The organism is Comamonas sp. Tr-654 (genome assembly GCF_011752915.1).
Classification (GTDB): domain Bacteria; phylum Pseudomonadota; class Gammaproteobacteria; order Burkholderiales; family Burkholderiaceae_C; genus Comamonas.
The window spans coordinates 128071-148266 of the sequence record NZ_VWWQ01000004.1; the positions used below are offsets into that span (position 1 = coordinate 128071).

17 protein-coding genes, 1 tRNA gene and 1 riboswitch are annotated in these 20196 nt (G+C 64.0%); of the genes, 12 read left to right on the plus strand and 6 right to left on the minus strand.

Annotation, left to right across the window (positions count from 1 at the left end; translation table 11 throughout):
• Nucleotides 1-82 precede the first annotated feature (82 nt).
• Together F3J24_RS13890 and F3J24_RS13895 are read left to right on the plus strand one after the other, a co-directional pair.
• Nucleotides 83-1423: a C4-dicarboxylate transporter DctA gene (locus F3J24_RS13890; RefSeq protein WP_167008223.1), complete on the plus strand. Its 1341-nt coding sequence runs from the start codon at nt 83-85 to the stop codon at nt 1421-1423.
• Between the two features lie 8 nt (nt 1424-1431).
• Nucleotides 1432-2124 carry a GntR family transcriptional regulator gene (locus F3J24_RS13895; protein WP_167007322.1) on the plus strand — a complete coding sequence of 231 codons (693 nt, stop codon included), beginning with the start codon at nt 1432-1434 and terminating at the stop codon, nt 2122-2124.
• Between the two features lie 75 nt (nt 2125-2199).
• On the opposite strand, the gene metH is transcribed toward F3J24_RS13895, so the two are convergent.
• Nucleotides 2200-4959, minus strand: coding sequence for a methionine synthase (gene metH / locus F3J24_RS13900; RefSeq protein WP_167007325.1), 2760 nt, complete (start codon nt 4957-4959; stop codon nt 2200-2202).
• A 36-nt stretch (nt 4960-4995) separates the two neighbouring features.
• Nucleotides 4996-5105, minus strand: a riboswitch (S-adenosyl-L-homocysteine riboswitch).
• 418 nt (nt 5106-5523) lie between these two features.
• Between metH and gltS the strand changes: the two genes are divergently transcribed.
• Nucleotides 5524-6762, plus strand: coding sequence for a sodium/glutamate symporter (gltS, locus tag F3J24_RS13905; RefSeq protein WP_167008225.1), 1239 nt, complete (start codon nt 5524-5526; stop codon nt 6760-6762).
• Nucleotides 6763-6868: 106 nt separating this feature from the next.
• On the opposite strand, the gene F3J24_RS13910 is transcribed toward gltS, so the two are convergent.
• Nucleotides 6869-7372, minus strand: coding sequence for a PACE efflux transporter (locus tag F3J24_RS13910; protein WP_167007330.1), 504 nt, complete (start codon nt 7370-7372; stop codon nt 6869-6871).
• A 93-nt stretch (nt 7373-7465) separates the two neighbouring features.
• On the opposite strand from F3J24_RS13910, the gene F3J24_RS13915 reads away from it, so the two are divergent.
• Nucleotides 7466-8389 carry a LysR family transcriptional regulator gene (locus F3J24_RS13915; RefSeq protein ID WP_167007333.1) on the plus strand — a complete coding sequence of 308 codons (924 nt, stop codon included), beginning with the start codon at nt 7466-7468 and terminating at the stop codon, nt 8387-8389.
• 15 nt (nt 8390-8404) lie between these two features.
• On the opposite strand, the gene F3J24_RS13920 is transcribed toward F3J24_RS13915, so the two are convergent.
• Nucleotides 8405-9301, minus strand: a complete 897-nt coding sequence (locus tag F3J24_RS13920) for a LysR substrate-binding domain-containing protein (RefSeq protein ID WP_167007336.1) — start codon at nt 9299-9301, stop codon at nt 8405-8407.
• A gap of 150 nt (nt 9302-9451) precedes the next feature.
• Here F3J24_RS13920 and F3J24_RS13925 point away from each other — a divergent pair, with 150 nt between their 5' ends.
• The 3 genes from F3J24_RS13925 (at nt 9452) to F3J24_RS13935 (ending at nt 12662) form a co-directional block, all read left to right on the plus strand.
• Nucleotides 9452-10666, plus strand: a complete 1215-nt coding sequence (locus F3J24_RS13925; RefSeq protein ID WP_167007339.1) for a muconate cycloisomerase family protein — start codon at nt 9452-9454, stop codon at nt 10664-10666.
• Nucleotides 10667-10708: 42 nt separating this feature from the next.
• The gene (locus F3J24_RS13930) at nt 10709-11704 is read left to right on the plus strand and encodes a tripartite tricarboxylate transporter substrate binding protein (RefSeq protein WP_167007342.1); all 996 of its coding nucleotides are present in this window, start codon (nt 10709-10711) and stop codon (nt 11702-11704) included.
• 94 nt (nt 11705-11798) lie between these two features.
• Nucleotides 11799-12662 (plus strand): PPK2 family polyphosphate kinase, encoded by an 864-nt coding sequence (locus F3J24_RS13935; protein WP_167007345.1) that lies wholly within the window; start codon nt 11799-11801, stop codon nt 12660-12662.
• Between the two features lie 166 nt (nt 12663-12828).
• On the opposite strand, the gene F3J24_RS13940 is transcribed toward F3J24_RS13935, so the two are convergent.
• On the minus strand, nt 12829-13752 hold the full coding sequence (locus F3J24_RS13940) for a fumarylacetoacetate hydrolase family protein (RefSeq protein ID WP_205244786.1): 924 nt from the start codon (nt 13750-13752) through the stop codon (nt 12829-12831).
• A 209-nt stretch (nt 13753-13961) separates the two neighbouring features.
• On the opposite strand from F3J24_RS13940, the gene F3J24_RS13945 reads away from it, so the two are divergent.
• Nucleotides 13962-15269, plus strand: a complete 1308-nt coding sequence (locus tag F3J24_RS13945; RefSeq protein WP_043003323.1) for a Glu/Leu/Phe/Val dehydrogenase — start codon at nt 13962-13964, stop codon at nt 15267-15269.
• Nucleotides 15270-15481: 212 nt separating this feature from the next.
• On the opposite strand, the gene F3J24_RS13950 is transcribed toward F3J24_RS13945, so the two are convergent.
• Nucleotides 15482-15558, minus strand: a tRNA-Met gene (locus F3J24_RS13950).
• A gap of 181 nt (nt 15559-15739) precedes the next feature.
• Between F3J24_RS13950 and radA the strand changes: the two genes are divergently transcribed.
• From radA to F3J24_RS13970, 4 genes are all read left to right on the plus strand, one after another.
• Nucleotides 15740-17125: a DNA repair protein RadA gene (radA, locus tag F3J24_RS13955; protein ID WP_167007351.1), complete on the plus strand. Its 1386-nt coding sequence runs from the start codon at nt 15740-15742 to the stop codon at nt 17123-17125.
• 180 nt (nt 17126-17305) lie between these two features.
• Complete coding sequence (locus F3J24_RS13960) at nt 17306-17761, plus strand: glycerate kinase (protein WP_167007354.1); 456 nt, start codon at nt 17306-17308, stop codon at nt 17759-17761.
• Between the two features lie 81 nt (nt 17762-17842).
• The gene (locus tag F3J24_RS13965) at nt 17843-18781 is read left to right on the plus strand and encodes a branched-chain amino acid transaminase (protein WP_167007357.1); all 939 of its coding nucleotides are present in this window, start codon (nt 17843-17845) and stop codon (nt 18779-18781) included.
• Between the two features lie 143 nt (nt 18782-18924).
• Nucleotides 18925-19134, plus strand: coding sequence for a zinc-finger domain-containing protein (locus F3J24_RS13970; protein ID WP_003059801.1), 210 nt, complete (start codon nt 18925-18927; stop codon nt 19132-19134).
• A gap of 46 nt (nt 19135-19180) precedes the next feature.
• On the opposite strand, the gene F3J24_RS13975 is transcribed toward F3J24_RS13970, so the two are convergent.
• On the minus strand, nt 19181-20146 hold the full coding sequence (locus tag F3J24_RS13975) for a glycosyltransferase family 32 protein (RefSeq protein WP_205244798.1): 966 nt from the start codon (nt 20144-20146) through the stop codon (nt 19181-19183).
• Nucleotides 20147-20196 lie beyond the last annotated feature (50 nt).

Below are 20196 nucleotides of genomic sequence, written 5' to 3' on the forward strand. Positions count from 1 at the left end.
CACGCCTTTCGCTTGCCTACATTCTTGTATGCAAGTTGCAGTCAACTTGCATACAAGATTCCACAACTTGCGAAAGACGACTATGCGCCGCTTTGTCAGATCACTGTTCGGACAGGTGGTGATCGCACTCATACTGGGTGTGCTCGCCGGACTACTGGCCCCTGAATGGGCCGTGAAACTCAAACCCCTGGGGGATGGCTTCATCAAGCTCATCAAGATGATCATCCCCATCCTGGTGTTCTGCGTGGTCGTGCACGGCATTGCTGGCGCAGGCGACCTCAAGCGCGTCGGTCGCGTGGGCGTCAAGGCCCTGATCTATTTCGAGGTGCTGACCACCATCGCCCTGGGCATGGGCCTGGTGCTGGCCTTTGTCTTCGAGCCCGGCGTGGGCATGAACGTGGACACCAGCAAGCTCGACGCCTCGGCCATGGCGGCCTACGCCAGCAATGCCGACAAGCTGACCAGCGGCGGCACGGTGGATTTCCTGATGAAGCTCATTCCCACCACCGTGGTGGAAGCCTTCGCCAAGGGCGACGTCCTGCAGGTGCTGCTGTTCGCCGTGCTGTTCGGCTGCGCGCTGACCATGCTGGGTGAGCGCGGCAAGCCCGTGTCCGATCTGGTGGACACCTTGTCCATGGCCCTGTTCAAGGTCATGGGCATCATCATCAAGCTGGCACCACTGGGCGTGCTGGGCGCCATCTCCTTCACCGTGGGCCAGTACGGCATAGGCTCGCTCAAGCAGCTGGGCATGCTGGTGGCGCTGTTCTACGTTTCGGTGCTGATCTTCGTGTTCGTGGTGCTGGGCCTGGTGATGCGCCTGTCGGGCTTCAGCCTGATCAAGCTGTTGCGCTATCTGCGTGAGGAACTGACCATCGTCTTCGCGACCACCTCCTCCGACAGCGTGCTGCCCCAGATCATGGCCAAGCTGCGCAACATGGGTGTGCGCGACTCCACCGTGGGCCTGGTGATTCCCACCGGCTACTCGTTCAACCTGGACGCGTTCTCCATCTACATCACGCTGGCAGCGGTCTTCATCGCCCAGGCCACCAACACCCCGATCAGCATGTCCGACCTGCTGACCATTCTGGCCATCGCGCTGGTGACCTCCAAGGGCGCGCACGGCGTACCGGGCTCGGCCATCGTGGTGCTGGCCGCCACCCTGCATGCCATCCCCGCCATCCCTGCGATCGGCCTGGTGCTGGTGCTGTCGGTGGACTGGTTCATGGGCATTGCACGCGCTCTGGGCAATCTGATCGGCAACTGCGTGGCCACCGTGGCCATCGCCGCCTGGGAAGGCGACATCGACCGCGAACGTGCCCATGCGGTACTTGACGGCAGAGCTGAGCCACGGACCGAGGAAGAAGAGCCTGCATCTGCTATGGTGCCGCCTGTCATAGTCCCCATCCCTCACTCCAGCCACTGAACCAAGCAATGACTCCTGCCTCTCCACAGCACATCGCGGAACGCGTCGTCGAAGCCATCCTGGCCCAGAAACTGGCACCCGGCGAACGACTGGGAGAGCAGGAGCTGGCCAACAACTTCGACGTCAGCCGCACCGTGGTGCGCGAAGCGTTGATGCAGTTGCAGGCCCGCGGCTTTGTCCAGGTCCAGGCCCGCAGGGGCTGGTACGTGGTCCAGCCCTCGGCGGCTGAGGCCATGGACGCCTTCTCTGCCCGGCGGATCATCGAGACCGGCATCTTGCAGGAAGCCGGCAAGCCGCTGCAGCGCGTCATCACCAGGCTGCGCCGCCATATCGCCCAGGAGCAGAAAGCCATCGCCGGTGCAGACAGTGCCACGCGTTCCTTCCTGCTTGCGGATTTCCATGTCTGCCTCGCCGAACAGATGGGTCACCGGCTGCTGGCCGACACGCTGCGCGATCTGACGGCACGCACCACCCTGGCTGCCACGCTCTATCAGTCCACGCACAGCGCCAGCCAGTCCTGCGCCGAGCACGAACGCATCGTGGCCGCCCTGGAACGCGGCGACACCGAGGGTGCCAAGGCACTGCTGCTGGAACATATAGGCATGGTGGAGCGCTCGCTGGAAATCCGCGCGGCCGAGACCGAGGAGCCCGGCGACCGACTGCGTGCCACGCTCGCCCCCGTGCTCAAGCAACGCCTCTGAGCGGCGCACTCCAAACGAAAAAAGCCAGGGTAGTCCCTGGCTTTTTCATTCGCAAAGCATGCCCGCGAAGCGGCTTCAGCCCAGATTCGGCGCCAGATAGCGGCGCAGCTCCTCGATATCCATCGCACGTCGCTGGGCCATATCGGCGAGCTGGTCTTCGCCGATCTGGCCCACGTTGAAGTAGCTGGCCTCGGGATTGCCGATGTAGAAGCCGCTCACGCTGGATGCCGGGTTCATGGCCAGGCTCTCGGTCAGAGTCATGCCGATCTCATCGGCCTGCAGCGCCTTGAACAGGTCGATCTTGGCCGTGTGATCGGGGCAGGCAGGATAGCCGGGCGCGGGGCGAATGCCCTTGTAGGCTTCCTTGATGAGCTCCTCGTTGCTCAGGTCCTCGTCTTCGGCATAGCCCCAGAGATCTGTGCGCACGCGCTGGTGCAGGCATTCGGCAAAGGCTTCGGCCAGTCGGTCGGCCAGGGCCTTGAACATGATGCCGCTGTAGTCGTCCAGCGCAGCTTCGAATTCCTTGTCCTTCTTTTCGGCACCGATGCCGGCTGTCACGGCAAACAGGCCGGCATAGTCGGCAATGCCCGACTCCTTGGTGGCCACAAAATCGGCCAGGCAGCGGCTGGGGCGCATCACGGGCCGTCCATCCGGGCCGTCCACGGCCTGCTTCTCGGTCTGCTGGCGCATGCCGTACCAGGTGGTCAGTACCTGGCTGCGCGATTCGTCGGTGTAGAACACGATGTCGTCGCCCACGCGATTGGCCGGGAACAGGCCCATCACGCCATTGGCCTGCAGCCAGCGGCCGTCGATGATCTTCTGCAGCATGAGCTTGGCATCGGCGAGCACCTTGCGCGCTTCCACGCCCACGACCTCATCGTCGAGGATGGCCGGATAGGGACCCGCCAGATCCCAGGTCTGGAAGAACGGGCCCCAATCGATGTACTGGGCAATTTCGGCTAGGTCGAAGTTCTTGAACACGCGGCGGCCCAGGGTGCGCGGCACCACGGGAGCATGGTTCACCACGGCAGCATTGGTGCGGGCCTGCTCCAGCGTCCACAGCGGCGTCTTCTTCTTGTTGGCATGCTGGGTGCGCACCTTGTCGTAGTCGGCGCTCAGCTCGTCCAGATAGTCCTGCTTGCCTTCGCCCAGCAGGCTCTGCGCCACGCTGACCGAGCGCGAGGCGTCGGGCACATAGACCACGGGGCCGTCGTACTTGGGCGCAATCTTCACGGCCGTGTGCACGCGCGAGCAGGTCGCACCGCCGATCAGCAGCGGAATCTTCTTGATGCGGAAGTAGTCGTCCTTGTCCATCTCGCCGGCCACATACTGCATCTCCTCGAGACTGGGAGTGATCAGGCCCGACAGGCCGATGATGTCCGCACCCTCGGCCTTGGCCCTGGCCAGGATCTCGTGGCAGGGCACCATCACGCCCATGTTGATGACTTCGAAGTTGTTGCACTGCAGGACCACGGTGACGATGTTCTTGCCGATGTCGTGCACGTCGCCCTTGACGGTGGCGATGACGATCTTGCCCTTGCTGGTCACGTCCAGGCCCGCTGCTTCCTGCTGGCGCTTCTCTTCCTCGATATAGGGCACCAGGTGGGCCACGGCCTGCTTCATCACGCGGGCGGACTTGACCACCTGGGGCAGGAACATCTTGCCTGCACCGAACAGGTCGCCGACGATATTCATGCCGTCCATGAGCGGGCCTTCGATCACGTGCAGCGGGCGGCCGCCGCCCTGCACCACGATCTGCTGGTAGGCCTCTTCGGTGTCTTCGGTGATGAAGTCGGTGATGCCGTGCACCAAGGCGTGCGACAGACGCTCGCCCACGGTCTTCGGTGCCTCGGCCGTGCCGCGCCACTCGAGCTTCTTGCTGTCGTCCTTGGCCGCTCCCTTGGCGCTGTCGGCGATCTCCAGCAGACGCTCGGCCGCATCGGGGCGGCGGTTGAGCACCACATCCTCCACGCGTTCACGCAGCTGTGGCTCCAGGTCGTCATACACACCGACCATGCCAGCGTTGACGATGCCCATGTCCATGCCTGCCCCGATCGCGTGATAGAGGAACACGGTGTGGATGGCCTCACGCACGGGGTCGTTGCCGCGAAAGGAAAAGCTCACGTTGGAGACGCCGCCCGAGACTTTGGCACCGGGCAGGTTCTGCTTGATCCAGCGCACGGCCTCGATGAAATCGACGCCGTAGTTGTTGTGCTCTTCGATGCCGGTGGCCACGGCAAAGATGTTGGGGTCGAAGATGATGTCCTCGGGCGGGAAGCCCACTTCGTCAACCAGAATGCGGTAGGCGCGTTCGCAGATCTCGATCTTGCGCGCAAAGGTGTCGGCCTGGCCTTTTTCGTCAAACGCCATCACCACGGCGGCCGCGCCATAGCGCTTGACCAGCTTGGCGTGCTTCTTGAACTCCTCGACGCCCTCCTTCATGGAGATCGAGTTGACGATGCCCTTGCCCTGCAGGCAGCGCAGGCCGGCCTCGATCACGTCCCACTTGGAGCTGTCCACCATCACCGGCACCTTGGCGATATCGGGCTCGGAGGCGATCAGGTTCAGAAAGCGCACCATGGCTGCCTTGCTGTCCAGCATGGCCTCGTCCATGTTCACATCGATCACCTGGGCGCCGTTTTCCACCTGCTGGCGCGCCACGGCCAGCGCTTCCTCGTACTGCTCGTTCAGGATCAGGCGCGCGAAGGCCTTGGAGCCGGTGACGTTGGTGCGCTCGCCCACGTTGACGAACAGCGTCTCATCGCCGATGAAGACGGGCTCCAGGCCCGACAGGCGCATGGGAGGAATGGCGGTGGAAGGGGTAGCAGCGGACATCAGCTCACCTGTGTGAAAACCAGAAACAGAATCGAAAACAGGTGAGCGCCGTTGTGGGTACGGGCAGATCGCCAACCGGATCTGCCACCCCGAGCCTGACGGGTCAAACATCTCTGGGATGACCGGCTGCAGCGCTCCTCGGGGGTGAAGCCCGACATTCTACGGCGAGGGCAGGCAATCAGGGGTTCAAGGCGTTTTGCCCCATTGGCGGCGCAGGCGCGCGGCTTGCGGATGGCTATAGCAGATTCGACTTTCCTCACCCCAAAAACAGGAGCACGGCAAAAGGTAATTTCGCAAAACACGAATGCAGCCATCTCATTTCAAGCATATTCGTGGCATGGTGCGCATCCGCAAGGAATGGCGCACATCGCTTTCCTGCTCTCAGCCAGCCCGCACCGCCGGGCCATCGGCCATGAGTGGACAAGCACCTACAGCCCCTATCTTTGAGTCTTTGGCACCATCGACAGCAAATGTCTGGTCCATATGCTCAGCCATGCACAGCCGATTGCCAGCCATGACCGGGCAGGCCGTTCGGCCATCGCATGGAACCCTCTGGAGATCCTCATGAACGTGACCTTCGGCGCGTACTACACCCTCATCATGGCCGTGCTTGTGCTCATGCTTGGCAAGCTCATGACAAGACATGTCCGCTTTCTGCGCGACTTCAATATTCCCGAGCCGGTATCCGGTGGCCTGGTCGTGGCGGCCATCATCTTCATGCTGCATCAGACCACGGGACTGGCGCTGAGCTTCGAGGGCAGCCTGCAGTCGGCATTCATGCTGGTGTTCTTCTCCTCCATCGGCCTGAGCGCGAACTTCGCCAAGCTGCGTGAGGGCGGCTCGGCGCTGTTCCTCTTTCTGGGTGTGATTGTCGTCTTCATCATCATGCAGAACATCGTGGGCGTGAGTCTGGCTTCTCTGCTGGGGCTGGATCCGCTGATCGGCCTGGTCGCGGGCTCCATCACGCTGGTGGGCGGTCACGGTACGGCCGGAGCCTGGGGATCGGTGCTGGAAAACCAATACGGTCTCACGGGCGCCACCACCCTGGGCATTGCCTGCGCCACTTTCGGCCTGATCATCGGCGGCCTGGTGGGCGGCCCGCTGGCCAAGCGGCTGATCACGCGCCATCAGCTGGCCCAGCCCCTGACCGAGTCCGAGCAACTGCGCGCCGATGCGCCCACCGTGAGCGAAGGCAGCGAGGTCGCCAACTTCGAGTCGCCCAACAAGGCTCCGCGCTTGATCACGGCCGATGCGGCGGTGGAGACGCTGGCCCTCTTCGCGGGCTGCCTGGCCTTTGCCGAATTCATGACCGGCCTGACCATGGGAACGGTCATCCAGCTGCCTACCTTTGTCTGGGCGCTGGGCGGCGGCGTGATCATCCGCAACGTGCTGGACTATATGTTCGGCTTCAAGGTCTTTGACCGCGCCATCGACGTGTTCGGCAATGCCTCGTTGTCCATGTATCTGGCCATCGCGCTGCTGTCGCTCAAGCTGTGGGAGCTGACCGACCTGGCCGGCCCGCTGATGGTTATTCTGGCCGCGCAGGCCATCGTCATGACGCTGTATGCAGCCTTCGTGACCTTCCGCATCATGGGCCGCAACTACGACGCCGCCGTGCTGGCCGCCGGCCACTGCGGCTTCGGCATGGGCGCCACACCCACGGCCGTGGCCAATATGCAGGCCATCACCAACCAGTACGGTCCTTCGCACAAGGCCTTTCTGATCGTGCCCCTGGTCGGAGCCTTCTTCATCGACATCATCAACGCCTTTGTGCTGCAGGCCATGCTCAGCATTCTTCGCTGATCGCTGCATCAGCCTAAAAAAAGCGTGTTCCTGCCAGACAGGAACACGCTTTTTTCATGGCGGCCTACGCTTGCCGGGCAAGCGCCGCAGGCAGCTCAGGCCGGGATCAGGCCGCCACTGCCTGGGCCGAAGCCGGCAGGCCGAAGAGGCGGTCGAACGCCCAGTTGAAGGCAAAGGTGTAGACCATGAAGAACACCAGCAGGCCGGCTTCCATGACGGCAGCTTCCCATAGCGAGATGCCGAACCACCAGGCCATCAGCGGGATCAGCATGGCGGCGATGCCGCCTTCGAAACCGATGGCATGCACCACGCGGCGCATCAGGGAACGGCCCTTGACGCTCTGGCGCGCTTCCCATTTTTCGAACAGGTAGTTGAAGCTCAGATTCCAGCAGATCGCGATCACCGAGGCGGCCACGGCCATGACGCCGGAATCACTGGCCTTCTGGCCGATGGCCATGAAGATCAGGCTGGAGACGATGATGGCAATGGTTTCGTACAGACCCACATAGAGGATGCGGCGCTTGGGACCTTGAAGGCCCTTGGCCTTGGCGGGGGCCGCAAAGGCGGCGGTATTTTTGAGAGACGCGGCAGAGGAAGAAGCGGATGCCATCGCTGAGGCTTGTTGAGACATGGGCCGCAGTGTATGTTCTGGAAATTGAAGATAAAAGTCAGTTCCTATCAATTTTTCTGACAGATCGACACCATGCCCTTTAGCGCCGACCAGGTCCCACTGTTTCTCGCCGTGCTTGATGCCGGCTCCTTCTCGGCGGCTGCACGCAAGCTGGGGCGTGTGCCCTCGGCCGTCAGCATGGCCATCGCCCAACTGGAGGCCGAGCTGGATCTGCAGCTGTTCGACCGCAGCGGGCGCGAACCCGTGCCCAGCGCCGCGGCCCGCGCACTCGAGCCCCAGGCGCGCCTGCTGGCCGAGCAGCTGCAGTTGCTGAACTGGCAGGCCCAGAGCCTGCACGCAGGGCTGGAAGAGCGGCTAACGCTAGCCATCGCCCCCGAGCTGCTGGCCACGCACTGGAGCGAGCCGCTGAACCAGCTGGTGCATGAATTTCCGGCTCTGCCCATCGAGGTGCTCGCGGCGCCCCAGGTCGATGCCCTGGAGCTTTTGCATGCGGGCCGCGCCCATCTGGCCCTGGTGTTCGAGCGGCCCGCCATGGACGGGCGCGAGGGTTTCCAGGAAATGGGCCGCGAGACGCTGGTGGCCGTGATGTCGCCGCAGTTCGAGCCCTGGAAGCAGGCGCTGGCCGAGCATGGCCCGGCCCGCTCTGCACCGCCGCAGCTCACGGTGGAGCAGTTGGCCGCCACGCGCCAGGTTCTGGTGGCCAGCCGCGACCCGCAGCAGACCGATCCGCGCTTTGTGTTTGCACGGCAGCTCTGGCGCACGGACAGTCACCAGGCAGCGCTGTCGTTGATCGCTGCGGGCCTGGCCTGGGGCTGGCTGCCCAAGGGCCTGGTGGAATCGCATATCGGCAGCGGCGCGCTGATGGAGATCCCTGTGCTCAATCTCAGCAACGGCACGACCTTGTTCGTGGACTGGGTCTGGTCCAAGGAGCGCCCCCAGGGTCTGGCCACGCGGCGCTTTGTGGAACTCATGGGTAGGCAGCCCAGGGGCCGCTGAGCCCAGCGCGCGGCACTAGGCTTCTCGCCCCAGGCTGGCGCGCGCTGCGGGCGCCAGCAGCGCCGCGAACTCGCGCGCCGCGGCGCTGTAATGGCTGCCGCGACGCCACAGCAGTCCGGCCGTGCGCACCAGCTGCGGGCCCACCAGATGTATGGCCACCATATCGCTGGCCTGCTGGGCCGCACGCTCGGGCACGATGGTGGCCATGTCGCCCCAGCGGCACAGCGCGATCAGCGATTCCACCGAGCCCATTTCCACACGCAGGCTGGGCGTGACGCCCGCGTCGCGCAGGCTGTTGTCGATCAGACCGCGCGTGTAGAAGCTGCGCGGCAGCAGGGCCAGCGGCACGCCGACCAGCGACTTGACCGCCAGCGTGCGCCGCCCGGCCAGCGCATGCGAGGGATTGACCAGCAGCATCATGCGTTCATCGAACAGCGGCAGGGCCTCGAGTTCGGTGCGCTGCGGCGGATGAAAGCTCACGCCCAGGTCCAGGCTGCCGTCGAGCAGGCCGGCCTCCACAGGCGGCGCCAGCAGCTCGCGCACCACCACGTTGACCTTGGGATAGGCGCGCGTGAAGGCCGCCACGGCCGGCGCGACCAGGGTGTTGAGAAAGGTGGGGATCACACCCAGGGTAAGGGCGCCGGTCTGCAGCTCGCTGAGATCGGCCAGCGCCATGCGCCCGGCCTCGATCTCGTGCAGTGCGCGCTCGGCATAGTTGCGGAACACCACGCCGGCCTGCGAGAGCTTGAGCCCGCGGCCTATGCGCTCGAACAGCACCATGCCCAGCTCCTCCTCCAGCTGGCGCAGCCCGTGCGACAGCGTGGACTGGGTCACGAACAGGTTGCGCGCCGAGGTCGTCAGGTGCTCGGTCTTGGCAATGTCGACAAAGTAGCGCAGCTGGCGCAGTTCCATGGGCGGCTTCCAGGTAGACACATCGATGCTATCGAACAATACCTCAAAAATAATTCAGTAGATCAACGGCATTCATGGATTTACGCTGGCGAGCATCGCAGCCATGCAGCTGCCCGCTCCAACGCCTTCTGCCCTCACGGCCTCTTGCCCATGACCACCAGCTTCCCCATCGAACGCATTACCGCGCGCATCCTGGACATTCCCACCATACGCCCGCACAAGCTGTCGTTCGGCGCCATCAACCGCCAAAGCCCGGTCATCGTCCAGCTGTGGCTGCGCAACGGCGCCACGGGCTTCGGCGAGGCAGCCACCATCGGCGGCCCGTCGTGGAACGAGGAGTCGCCCGAGAGCATCCACCACGCCATCACCAACCATCTGGCCCCGGCCCTCGCGGGCCAGGACGGCGCGCGCATCGAGGCTTGCCTGGCCCGCATGGACCTGGCCTGCCGCGGCAATGCCTTTGCCAAGAGCGCCGTGGAAATGGCCTTGCTCGACGCCGTGGCGCGCAGCCTGCAGGTTCCCGTGTGGCAGCTGCTGGGCGGCAAGCAGCACGACAGCCTGCCCCTGGCCTGGACGCTGGCCAGCGGCGATGTGGAACGCGACCTGGCCGAGGCCCAGCTGCGCCTGGACCAGGGCCGCCACCGCATCTTCAAGCTCAAGATCGGTGCCCGAACGCCCGAGGCCGATCTGGCCCACGTGAGCCAGATCGCGCGCGGCCTGCAGGGCCGCGCCACGCTGACGGTGGACGTGAACCAGGCCTGGGACGGTGCCACCGCACGGCGCTTTCTGCCGCCCATGATCGAGGCCGGCGTCAGCCTCATCGAGCAGCCCGTGGCCCAGTGGAATGTACCCGCGCTGCGCGAGCTCACGGCCACGCTGCCGTCCACAGCCCTGGTCATGGCCGATGAGAGCGTGTGCACGCCCCACGACGCCATGCGCCTGGCGCGCGAGCAGGCCTGCCACGTGTTCTCGCTCAAGGTCGCCAAGCACGGCGGTCTGCTGCGCACGCGCCAGGTCGCCGCCATCGCCCAGGCCGCCGACATCGGCTGGTACGGCGGCACCATGCTCGAGACCTCGATAGGCTCGGCCGCCTCGGCCCATGTATTCGCCACGCTGGGCGGGCGCCACCACAACTGCGAACTGTTCGGCCCCCAGTTGCTGGTGGACGACATCGTGGCCGAGCGCATGCCGATTGCCGACTTCGCCCTGCAATTGCCCGACGGCCCCGGCCTGGGCGTGGAAGTGGATGCTGCCCAGCTCGACCGCTTCGACCGCGCGCGCCAGGGCCTGCAACCCACGCACATCGACCTCGGTGCCGCGCCTTCATCCGCCCCCGTATCTGCGCCTGCCCCCTCAGCCCGCTGACACCGCACCAACTACAACATTCATCTTCAGGAGACATCCACCATGCAACGCCGCCTTCTCTGCACCCTCGCCGCCCTGCCCGCCGTCCTCGGCCTGAGCGCCCTGGCCTCCGCCGCCCATGCCCAGACGCCCGAGGCCAACTGGCCCAGCAAGCCCATTCGCTGGATCGTGCCCTTCCCGCCGGGCGGCGCCATGGATGCCATCGCCCGCACCCTGGGCGAGAAGGCCGCGCGCACGCTGGGTCAGCCCTTCGTCATCGAGAACCGCCCCGGCGCGGGCGGCAACATCGGCGCCGACTTCGTGGCTAAGTCCCCGGCCGACGGCTACACGCTGATGATCACCTCCATCGGCATGGCCACCAACAAGCCGCTGTACCGCAAGCTCAGCTATGACCCGATCAAGGACTTCGCGCCCGTGGGCGTGCTGGCCGTGGTGCCCAACATCCTGGTCACCAACTCCACCCAGCCCCAGGTCAAGAGCGTGGCTGACGTGGTGGCCGCGGCCAAGGCCGCGCCGGGCAAGCTGACCTATGCCTCGGCCGGCAACGGCACCTCCATTCACCTGGCCGGCGAAGTCTTCACCTCGCTGGCGGGCGTGGACATGCTGCACATCCCCTACAAGGGATCGGGCCCCGCCGTCTCCGACCTGCTGGGCGGCCAGGTCAACTACATGTTCGACTCCATCACCTCGGCGCGTCCCCACATCCAGTCGGGCAAGCTGCGCGCGCTGGCCGTGACCACGGCCAAGCGCTCGACCAGCATGCCCGACGTACCCACCATGGAGGAAGCCGGCATCAAGGGCTATGAAGTCTCGCCCTGGTTCGCCGCCTTCGTACCCGCCGGCACGCCGCCGGCCATCGTGAAGAAGCTCAATCAGACCTTTGCGGCCGCCATGAAGCAGCCTGACGTGATCGAGCGCTTCCAGGCCATAGGCGCCGAGGTCGTGGGCTCCACGCCCGAGGAAGCGGCGCGTCACCTACAGACCGAAAGCCAGCGCTGGACGCGGCTGATCAACGAGCGCGGCATCCGCATGGACTGAATGTGCCACGCCCGCGCGGGCCGACCGCCGCTTGAGCTGCCGCCGGCCATGCGCTAGGCTGGACGCCTCGTCACTCCATTGAGGGCCGCCGCCCATGCCGCAATCGATCTTCACCAGCAGCGATGCCGCGCTGCGCGAACGCTGGAAGGCCCTGCAGCCGGGCGCCGCCGCCGTCAAGGCCGGACGCTGCGAGCTGGCCGGGTTCGATCCCGGTGCCAAGCCTTTCTCGGGCGGCAGCAAGGCCCAGGACAAGGCCGGCGTCGAAGCCCTGGCCGAGGAGCTGGACACGCTGCAGAACCTGTTCTATGCCGACCGGCGCTTCAAGCTGCTGGTCATACTGCAGGGCATGGACGCAGCAGGCAAGGACGGCACGCTGCGCGCCGTCTTCGGTCGCATGTCGCCGCTGGGCGTGCGCTCCGTGGGCTGGAAGGCGCCCACCGACGTGGAGAAGTCCCACGACTACCTGTGGCGCATCCACCAGCAGACGCCGGGGGCGGGCGAGATCGTGCTCTTCAACCGCAGCCAGTACGAGGATGTGCTGGTGCCCGTGGTCAACGGCTGGCTCACGCCCGAGCAGCAGACCCAGCGCTATGCGCAGATCAACGACTTCGAGCGCATGCTCAGCGAGACCGGCACGGTGATCGTCAAGTTCATGCTGCACATCAGCAAGGACGAACAGCGCGAGCGGCTGCAGCAGCGGCTGGACGACCCCTGCAAGCACTGGAAGTTCGACGAGAACGATCTCAAGGTGCGCGCCCAGTGGGACGACTACCAGCAGGCCTATGGCCAGCTGCTGGCTGCCACGCACACGCCATGGGCGCCCTGGACCATTGTCCCCGCCGACTCCAAGACCCACCGCAATCTGATGGTGGCCACGGTGCTGCGCGAGGTGCTGGGCAATCTGGAACTGAAATATCCGCCCGGCGCACCAGGGCTGGATCACATCCAGGTCCGGTGACACGGACAGTGCCCGCAGCCATCGGCAATGGGCCATAAGCGCTCGCGCTTCGCTCCCATAAAAAGAGCTGCTGCCGCCTGTTATCAATGATTTTCAGATTGAAAAACATCTGAAATCGTTTATTTACAAGTGGAAGCAGCTCCTTTTTTTATTCCACCAGAATAGATCAGAACTGCCAGCCCAGTCCGCCCAGGCCGTCGAACTCCATCTCGAAGCGATCGCCGGCCTGTAGCGGCATGCAGCCGCACCAGGTCCCCGTCGTCACCACAGTGCCGGCAGGCACGCTGCCGTATTCGCGCGCCACATGCTGCAGCCAGTCCACGAGCAGCCAGGCCGGATCGCCCAGGCTGTGCGTTCCAGTGAAGCGCTGCGGCGAGCCGCCATTCACGGTCACCGTGCACAGCTGCTGCGCCCAGTCACGGCCGGCGATGACGGAAGCGCTCTGCCACTCGCCCAGCGCCAGTCCGCCATGGCACTGGCCGTCGGCCAGCAGAGCCAGGGCCGGGGCCTTGGTGCCGTCGCGCCAGCGCACATCCACCCATTCCACGGCCACGCAGACGGCGTCCACCAGCGCCAGCGCGCTGTCGTAATCGAGGGCAGCGGCCTGCTCTGCGCTCACCTCCCGGCCTATGCGCAAGGCGATCTCGGCCTCGGCATTGCGCAGATTGAAGACGGTGGCGGGCGCAGGTAACGGATTCAAGCCCTGGCGAATGCCGTCCTCGGGCAGCGGCACATGCAGCAGCGCGGCATTGCGCCCCGGGCCGCCTGACTTCCAGTAGCGCGGCGCGCGATCGGCGGGCCACCAGTTCCAGCTGCGCGCCAGCGCGCTTTGCACGGCACGGGCATCAGAGGCGTCGCGCATCAGGGCTGCCACATCGGCGCCACGCGCCTGAGCCGTGCCCAGCTTGCGCGACCACCACAGCGCATCGGCCGTGGCATAGCTGTCTTCGGGCAATTCGGGCCACAGTGCCTTCCAGTCAGGCAGTACCTCGTCCTGCGTCTGCAGCTCAGGCGCCAGGCCTATGGGCGGGGTATTCGCAAACGGTGCAGGGCCGCACCAGCCGCTTTGGCAATCTTGGTTTTCAGACATGGCGGCAATGATGGCAAATTTCCTGTCCCCACGCCACTGATCCGGCACCTGGACCGCATCCAGAGCGGCTTTCCGATGGTTATGCACAAAACGCATAGCATCTCAAACAAGAAGCCTTGGACAGGAAAATTCGGCGCGCGCACACTGTGAATCCCGGACAGCAAGGGCTTACAACGACCTTGCTCCACTCAGTCAACCAGGCCTACATCATGCAAGCCAAAGACTCTTCAGCGCTGTCCACAGCGCATGCTCTGCCCTCCTACCTCAACCCCGATCATCTCGGTCCCTGGGGCATTTATCTGCAACAGGTCGACCGTGTCACCCCCTATCTGGGCTCGCTGGCCCGCTGGGTGGAAACGCTCAAGCGCCCCAAGCGCATCCTGGTCGTCGACGTGCCCATCGAGATGGATGATGGCCGCATCGCCCACTTCGAGGGCTACCGCGTGCAGCACAACCTGAGCCGCGGCCCCGGCAAGGGCGGTGTGCGCTTTCACCAGGATGTGACACTGTCCGAAGTGATGGCCCTCTCGGCCTGGATGAGCATCAAGAATGCAGCCGTCAACGTGCCCTACGGCGGCGCCAAGGGCGGCATCCGCGTCGATCCGCGCCAGCTGTCCAAGGCCGAACTGGAGCGCCTGACACGCCGCTACACCAGCGAAATCGGTCTGCTGATCGGCCCCACCAAGGACATTCCGGCACCTGACGTGAACACCAACGGCCAGGTCATGGCCTGGATGATGGACACCTACTCCATGAACACGGGCGCCACGGCCACCGGCGTGGTCACGGGCAAGCCCGTGGACCTGGGCGGTTCGCTGGGTCGCGTCGAGGCCACGGGCCGCGGCGTGTTCACCGTGGGCGTGGAAGCCGCCAAGCTGACCGGCCTCAATGTGCAGGGCGCACGCGTGGCCGTGCAGGGCTTCGGCAATGTGGGCGGTACGGCAGGCAAGCTGTTTGCCGACGCTGGCGCCAAGGTCGTGGCCGTGCAAGACCATACGGGCACCATCCGCAACGCCAACGGCCTGGATGTGGCGGCCTTGCTGGAGCATGTGGGCAACACCGGCGGCGTGGGCGGCTTTGCTGGCGCCGAGGCCATGGATGCAGCCGACTTCTGGGGCGTGGATTGTGACATCCTGATCCCCGCGGCGCTGGAAGGCCAGATCACCAAGGACAACGCAGGCCAGATCAAGGCCAAGCTGGTGATCGAAGGCGCCAACGGCCCCACCACACCCGAGGCCGATGACATCCTCAACGAAAAAGGCGTGCTGGTTCTGCCCGACGTGATTGCCAATGCCGGCGGCGTGACCGTGAGCTATTTCGAGTGGGTGCAGGACTTCTCCAGCTTCTTCTGGACCGAGGACGAGATCAACGCCCGCCTCGTGCGCATCATGCAGGAAGCCTTTGCCGGCGTCTGGGCCGTGGCCCAAGAGCACAAGGTGACGCTGCGCACCGCCACCTTCATCGTGGCCTGCAAGCGCATTCTCCACGCCCGCGAAGCACGCGGCCTGTATCCATAAGCAGCCCCTGAGGGGCTACGCGCCCTCCCCTGGCCGGGCGCCCCTAGCCGGGCGCCCCTCTCTCCACACGCTTCGCGCCAAGGGAGGGGCGATGTCTTAGCCGGGGCGACCCGGCCGCAAGGCGGCACTTGCTCGGCATCTCTTTGTTGGGATGTGCCTGTTTAGTGCGAGCACAACGAAAAAAGCCTTCTGTTTCCAGAAGGCTTTTTTGTTGGTTGCGCGAGAAGGATTTGAACCTCCGACCTTTGGGTTATGAGCCCAACGAGCTACCAGACTGCTCCATCGCGCGGTAATTTGTTTCTCAACAGCAGCTGCTGTGTCGATAGCCGCAATTGTAGCCTAAATCGGCCTGTCATGCGGAGCAGTTATATAAACGCGCGCTTTTCATGGTTACTGCCTCTGAAATTTGTCGCCCGCTCCGCATGGGCGGCAGCATTTGCGATCCGGCCCAGTCGGTATAGTTGCCGCCCATGGCCAAAGAGAAAACCACTTTCACCTGCAACGCCTGTGGCGGCACCAGCCCACGCTGGCTGGGCAAATGCCCGGGCTGCGGCGCCTGGAACAGCCTGGTCGAGACCGTGGCCGACTCCGCCTCGGGCGGCAAGAACCGCCTGAGCCAGCCCCAGGGCTATGCGGGCCTGGCCAATGCCCAGCCCGTCACCCCGCTGTCGGCCATTGAGGCCCAGGATGTGGCGCGCACCCCCAGCGGCATCGAGGAGCTGGACCGCGTGCTGGGCGGCGGCGTGGTCGAAGGCGGCGTGGTGCTGATCGGCGGCGACCCCGGAATAGGTAAGTCCACACTTCTTTTGCAGGCCATGGATGCATTGCACCGTATCGGCCTGCCCACGCTTTATGTGACGGGCGAGGAAAGCGGCGCCCAGGTGGCGCTGCGATCGCGCCGCCTCGGGCTGGACAACAGCCAGGTCAATGTGCTGGCCGAGATCCAGCTCGAGAAAATCCTCGCCACCGTGGAAGCCACCCAGCCCGCCGTGGTGGTCATCGACTCGATCCAGACCGTGTATTCGGACCAGCTCTCCTCGGCTCCGGGCTCCGTGGCCCAGGTGCGCGAATGCGCGGCCCATCTCACGCGTGCGGCCAAGACCACGGGCATCACCATCATTCTGGTGGGCCATGTGACCAAGGACGGCGCGCTGGCCGGCCCGCGCGTGCTCGAACACATGGTGGACACGGTGCTCTACTTCGAAGGCGACACGCACAGCAACTTCCGCCTGGTGCGCGCCATCAAGAACCGCTTCGGTGCCGTCAACGAGATCGGCGTCTTCGCGATGACGGAAAAAGGCCTCAAGGGCGTAACCAACCCCAGCGCCATCTTTCTGAGCCAGCACAGCGAGCCCGTGCCTGGCAGCTGCGTGCTGGTGACGCTGGAGGGCACGCGCCCCATGCTGGTGGAAATCCAGGCCCTGGTAGACCAGGGCGGCCCGGCTGCGCGTCGCCTCTCGGTCGGCCTTGATCGCGACCGGCTGGCCATGCTGCTGGCCGTGCTCAACCGCCATGCGGGCGTGGCCTGCGCCGACCAGGATGTCTTCGTCAATGCCGTGGGTGGCGTGCGCATCAACGAGCCGGCAGCTGACCTGGCGGTGATGTTGGCAATCACTTCCAGTCTGCGCAGCAAGTCGCTGCCCAAGGGCTTTATCGCGTTTGGCGAGGTCGGTCTGGCCGGCGAGGTGCGCCCCGCACCGCGCGGTCAGGAGCGCCTCAAGGAGGCTGCAAAGTTAGGATTCACTATCGCCGTAGTTCCCAAGGCCAATGCCCCCAAGAAGCCCATCGCCGGCCTGACCATTCATGCTGTGGAGCGCGTGGATGAGGCCATCAACATCGTGCGCGGCATTGGTTGATGTATTTTGATAGCTGCTTGTGCTTCTCAGTCATCGATATCAGCTAATAAATGATCTGAAATCGTTTATTGAAATACGCATGCAGCTACTGTTTTTGAAAACCCCTTGGCCACAGCGGCCTGTGCGGGCATACGCACTGTCCGCAACCTCAAACCCATACCCTCGTAAGACAATAAGCCCATGAATTTGCGCAATATTTTGGTTCCCCTGGGCTTGATCGTGCTGATGATCGCGGCCTACAACTCTGCGGGCTGGCCTGGCGTGGCGGCCGTGGCAGGCGGCATCCTCATGTGGGGGCTGCTGCACTTCACGCGCCTGATGACCATCATGAAGAAGGCGTCGGACCGGCCTATCGGCTATGTGGGCAGCGCCGTGATGCTCAATGCCAAGCTCAAGCCCAAGGTCCCGCTGGTCCATGTGGTGGCCATGACCCGCTCCCTGGGCCAGCGCCTGTCCGAAGAAGGCCAGAGCCCCGAGATCTACCGCTGGACCGACGGTACCCAGTCCCATGTGACCTGCGAGTTTGTCGCCGGCCGTCTCATGAAATGGGAGCTGCAGCGCCCCGAACCCAAGGAAGACCTGAACCCGACTGCTGCGCAAGCAACAGCCCAGACATCGGAGCCGACCTCCCCCTAAAATGGCAGCTTCAGGAGACAAGCGCTGCCGCCTATCCGGCAGCAGCGCCCGCCGAACACACAACCCATAGAGGATGGTTTTATGAGCCCTGTTGTTCCCTCGATGTCCGACCGCGACGGAAAGATCTGGATGGATGGCCAGCTGGTGGAGTGGCGCGATGCCAAGATCCATGTGCTGACCCACACGCTGCACTATGGCTGCGGTGCCTTTGAAGGCGTGCGCGCCTACGAAACCGAACAAGGCACGGCCATCTTCCGCCTTGAAGAGCACACCAAGCGCCTGTTCAACAGTGCCAAGATCCTGCGCATGCAGATCCCGTTCAGCCAGGAACAGGTCAATCAGGCCCAGGTCGAGGTGGTCAGGGCCAACGGCCTCAAATCCTGCTATCTGCGCCCGCTGACCTGGATTGGCGACCGCAAGCTGGGTGTCTCGCCCAAGGGCAATACCATCCACCTGATGGTAGCGGCCTGGGCCTGGGGCGCCTATCTGGGCGAGGAAGGCATGCAGCGCGGCATCCGCACCAAGATTTCCAGCTACACCCGCCACCATGTGAACATCACCATGAGCCAGGCCAAGGCGGTGAGCAACTACACCAACTCCATCCTGGCCAATACCGAGGCTCTGGACGACGGCTACGACGAGGCCATCCTGCTGGACGCCTCGGGCTTTGTCTCCGAAGGATCGGGCGAGAACATCTTTGTGGTCAAGGACGGCGTGATCTACACCCCCGACCTGTCCGCCGGCGCACTCAACGGCATCACCCGCAACACCGTGCTGCACATCTGCAAGGACCTCGGCCTGGAAGTGGTGCAAAAGCGCATCACCCGTGACGAGTTGTATATCTCGGACGAGCTGTTCTTCACCGGCACCGCCGCGGAAGTCACGCCCATCCGCGAAGTGGACCGCGTACAGATCGGCGAAGGCCGCCGTGGCCCGATTACCGAGAAAATCCAGACGGCCTACTTTGACATCGTCAACGGCCGCAACCCCAAATACGCACACTGGCTCACCAGAGTGTGAATTCCCCTGAGCGACTTTTCCGCGTCCCCCTGGGGGGGCCCCATATCGTCGCTCAGGGATGGCCCTTGCTCGGTGCTTCTGACCTCAGTTGCGCCCGCATTGCCGGCCATGCTTCATTTTTGAAAACACGAAAGACACGAGAAATGACCACGAACGCCGTCGTCGAACTGGCCGCCAAAGACCTGAATGCTCAGGGTGGTGTGTTCTGCCCCAGCCCCAAGGCCGATATGAAGCTGTGGAATAGCCACCCCAAGGTCTACCTGGATGTTGCCAAGACCGGCGACGCCAAGTGCCCTTATTGCGGCACGACCTACCGCCTCAAGGCCGGCGAGGTGTTTGCCGGCGGGCATTGAAGCAGCCACTGCTCATGAAAGAGGCTCCCGCCAGGAGCCTCTTTTTTTATGCCTCGGGATTGAGGGCCCTATGCCAGGTACTGCCCGGCACGGCCCCGCCGTGCGCTTTGAACATTTCCGAAAAATGCCGCCTCTCCCCGCCTCTGAGCTTGACGATGGGTGCACTGATCTTCGGCCCCTGAACCCGGCACAGTTGGGGATATAGCAAATACCATTTCCAGCGCAAAGCATGGTGGTAGTAATAGGCAGAATCCTCGGCCTTGAACAATGCCATGCGTGAATATTGTCTTTGGTGCAGCACCTGCTGTGCCGTGACGTGGATCAGCAGGTAATGGGGATCGCCGATGTTTTGCCGGATACCGGCCCAGTCTGACCGGGCCTGAAGCCGCTGCAGATAGGCCTCGGTTCCCTCGACAATCAGGGCCTGATGGAATTCCCGCTGCCAGGCGACGATGAAATCAGAGCCGGCCAAAGCGCCAAATGCCCAGCTTTCAATGACAGGCGACCTCACCTGAGTGGTGAATTTTTCAAGATAGAAGCCCACAAACTCCGTCCTGGAGTCGGCAACTGCCTGCATCCAGCTCAGCGAGCGCGTCAGCAAGGTGCTGGCATCCAGCCAGAAGCCCCCATGCAGGGCCACGAGGTACAGGCGCAGCCAGTCGGACTGCTTGGTGGGATGCAGCTCATGGAACTGGGCAGGCAAAGACCCTTGCTCCACGTACTGGGCCAGATTGCCTGGATGCACAAGGCATACCTCATAATCCGGACACTGCAAATGCCAGCTCTGGATGCATTCGCGCACAAACGAATCAGGCTGAGGGTGGTTCCAGTAGGTCCACAGCTTCTTGGGAATCTGGACACTCTGCGGCACGGCCAATGTCGGCGCCGAGCCCAGCACCCCGCCTTCGACAACCAACGGTGCCGCACTGCCGTAGCTTGCTGAAGATTTCAGCGTCCGGGGCTGCACCAGCTTTAATGCGCTTTTGAATAAATGAGCAGGAATGCGGGTCATGGCACCGACAAACAATAAGAAACAATAAACACAAAATGATTCGCGCAGAT